General features: G+C 71.8%; 2 protein-coding genes. Both read left to right on the top strand.

What is annotated here, in order from left to right:
* The coding region (locus MCM47_RS40420; protein WP_305068080.1) for a nitrilase-related carbon-nitrogen hydrolase at nt 1-813 on the top strand (813 nt) is incomplete at its 5' end.
* Nucleotides 810-1,611 (top strand): cupin domain-containing protein (locus MCM47_RS40415; RefSeq protein ID WP_238951799.1); only part of this gene is annotated, 802 nt, incomplete at its 3' end. The genes MCM47_RS40420 and MCM47_RS40415, both read left to right, overlap by 4 nt.

Here is a 1,611-nt window from a genome sequence, read left to right as displayed (position 1 = left end):
GTGATCGGCGTCAACGAGCGCGGCGGGCCCGGCCTGGGCACCCTCTACAACACGCTGCTCACCATCGGCCCGGACGGCAGGCTGCTCGGCGTGCACCGCAAGCTGGTCCCGACCTGGGCCGAGAAGCTGACCTGGGCCCCGGGCGACGGCAGCTCACTGGTGGTGCACCGCACGCCGATCGGCCCGCTCGGAGCGCTCGCCTGCGGCGAGAACACCAACCCGCTGGCCCGCTTCACCCTGCTCGCCCAGGGCGAACTGGTGCACGCCGCAAGCTACATCGCCCTGCCGGTCGCGCCCGACGACTACGACATGGCGGAGGCCGTCGCGCTGCGCGCGGCCGCGCACTGCTTCGAGGGCAAGGTGTTCACCGTGGTGTCCTGCTCGACGATCTCGCCCGAGATCGTCGACCTGGTGGCCGGTGAGGACCAGCGGGTCCGCAAGCAGCTCGCCCGCCCGCGCGCCGCGCTCTCCGGAGTCTTCGGCCCGGACGGGCGCCCGGTCACGGAGCCGCTGGTCGACGAGGAGGGCATCGTCTACGCCGAGATCGACCTCGCGCGCTGCCTCCAGCCCAAGCAGATGCACGACATCGTCGGCCACTACAACCGCTTCGACGTCTTCCGGCTGCACGTCGACACCGACCCGCACCGGCCCGTGCACCTCCACGAGGGCCACCGACCCGACGGATTCCGACCCGACGGATTCCGACCCGACGGACTCCGACCCGACGGACTCCGACCCGACGGACACCGACCCCCGGCGAGCCGGCCCCATCCCGAGCAGGAGAGCGGCACCCACCACCAGGAGGAAGCGTGAACGACTACGACGACACCCGGCTGGGCCGGGCCAGGGTCGGCGACAGCCCCGAACTCGCCGCCTACTACGAGGAGCTGGCCAAGCAGGAGGCCGGCGCGCTGTGGACGGTGGCGAACGAGATCGAGCCCTGGTACCCGCAGCCCAGGTCCGTCCCGGTGCTCTGGCGCTACGCCGACCTGGCACCGCTGGTCCGCAAGGCGCTGCCGCTGGTCCGGGCGGACGACGCCGGCCGCCGGGTGGTGATGCTGGTCAACCCCGGCCGGCGTGAACTGAGCGCTGCCGTCGGCCTGTTGTACACCGGCCTGCAGATCATGGGACCGGGTGAGGCGATGACCGCGCACCGCCACCAGGCAGCCGCGCTGCGCTTCGTCCACGAGGGCACCGGCGCCTGGACGATCGTGGACGGCCAGAAGCTCAAGGTCGGGCCGCGCGACTTCGCGATCACGCCCAACAACACCTGGCACGAGCACGGCAACGAGGCCTCGGACGAACCGGTGATCTGGCAGGACGGACTGGACATCCCGCTCGTCAACGCCCTCGACGCGGGCTTCTACGAAGTCCACCCCGAGCTCTACCAGCAGCCCGGCACGGTGGTGAACTCCTCGCTGCTCAGCTACGCCGGCACCCTGCTGCCGTACGGGGTCGAGAAGTGGAGCCGCCCGTACTCCCCGCTGCTCGGCTGGCCCTGGGAGCCCAGCTACGAGGCGCTCCGCCGGCTGGCCCGCGCGGGCGAGGGATCCCCGTACGACGGCGTGATCATGGAGTACGCCAACCCGGTCACCGGCGGGTCGGGGATGG

The sequence above is a fragment of the Kitasatospora sp. A2-31 genome (assembly GCF_022288725.1).
Classification (GTDB): domain Bacteria; phylum Actinomycetota; class Actinomycetes; order Streptomycetales; family Streptomycetaceae; genus Kitasatospora.
Note: the sequence above shows the minus strand (reverse complement) of the source record. Positions and strands in the feature narration are given on the sequence as shown.